Below are 1,256 nucleotides of genomic sequence, written 5' to 3'. Positions count from 1 at the left end.
GACACTTTTCGGCGAGCTAACTACGCCGGAAAACCATCATGCCCTGGAATACGAGAGACGCCATGAGCCTGAAAAAAGAGTTCGTTGCCTTAGCCCGGCAACCCGGCAGCAATAAACGAGAACTGTGTCGACGGTTCGGTATCAGTCCCCAAACCGCGTACAAGTGGCTCGGTCGCTACGAAGAACAAGGCCAGCAAGGTCTGCTGGAGAAATCCCGCAGGCCAGCCACTAGCCCAAAACTTACCAAGCCCGCGCTGGAGACTGAAGTCTTGGCAATTAGGCGGGAGCATCCAGCCTGGGGCGGCCGCACGATCAGCAATCTGTTAGATAAGCGTATCGCTCCTAGCACTGTCACCAATGTCTTACATCGCCATGGTTTGGTTCAAACGGTCCCGAAAGAGTTACAGGCAGCAAGGTTGAGGTTTGAACACGACACGCCCAATGATCTTTGGCAGATGGATTTCAAAGGGCATTTCCCAACGCAACAAGGCCGATGCCATCCGCTAACTGTTTTGGACGACCATTCTCGTTTCAACTTGGCAATCAAAGCCTGTGCCAACGAGCGCACAGCCACGGTACAGGAGCAGTTGATCGCGGTTTTTCGGCGCTACGGTTTACCAGCTCGCATCAACGTCGATAACGGGCCCCCATGGGGCTCTCCGCGTAATCCGGGGGAGATCACGGAACTGAGTATCTGGCTCGTTCGCCTAGGTATCAGAGTAAGTTTCAGTCGGCCTTTCCACCCTCAAACCAATGGGAAAATCGAACGATTTCATCGGTCACTCAAGGCTGAAGTGCTCAACGGCCGCCATTTTCGGACGCTTGCAGAAGCGCAAACAAATCTCGATCAATGGCGAGAGGTTTATAACCATCAACGCCCTCATCAAGCCCTGGGTTACAAGGTTCCAATGGACCGATACCGAGAAAGCCCCTGGGCTTATCCGGAGACGCTTTTGGCGTTTGAGTACGGGCCGGACGATTTAAAGGCCAAGGTTTATCACAGCCGATTTAAGTTTCAGAAGCGCTATTTCAGGATCGCCAAAGGCCTGGCCGGACATCACATCGCACTACGTCCCAACACTGAAAGTGACGGGCTATTTGACGTCTATTTCTGCCATCATTTTTTGCGAACGATCGACGTGAAACAGCCTGATTACGGTTCATAATGTGTCAACCATGTCCCCGTACATGTGTCCACCATGTGTCCGGTCCGTACACGCTTTTGCAAAGTGACTCGCTGTAAGAGCGAAACCATA

1 protein-coding gene is annotated in these 1,256 nt (G+C 52.6%); it reads left to right on the top strand.

The genetic code is table 11. The features are described from left to right. The first annotated feature begins 38 nt into the window (after positions 1–38). On the top strand, positions 39–1,166 hold the full coding sequence (locus ACIOMR_RS30930; RefSeq protein ID WP_401198214.1) for an IS481 family transposase: 1,128 nt from the start codon (positions 39–41) through the stop codon (positions 1,164–1,166). Positions 1,167–1,256 lie beyond the last annotated feature (90 nt).

The organism is Pseudomonas sp. NPDC087814 (assembly GCF_044742865.1).
In the GTDB taxonomy this organism is placed as follows: Bacteria; Pseudomonadota; Gammaproteobacteria; order Pseudomonadales; family Pseudomonadaceae; genus Aquipseudomonas.
Note: the sequence above shows the minus strand (reverse complement) of the source record. Positions and strands in the feature narration are given on the sequence as shown.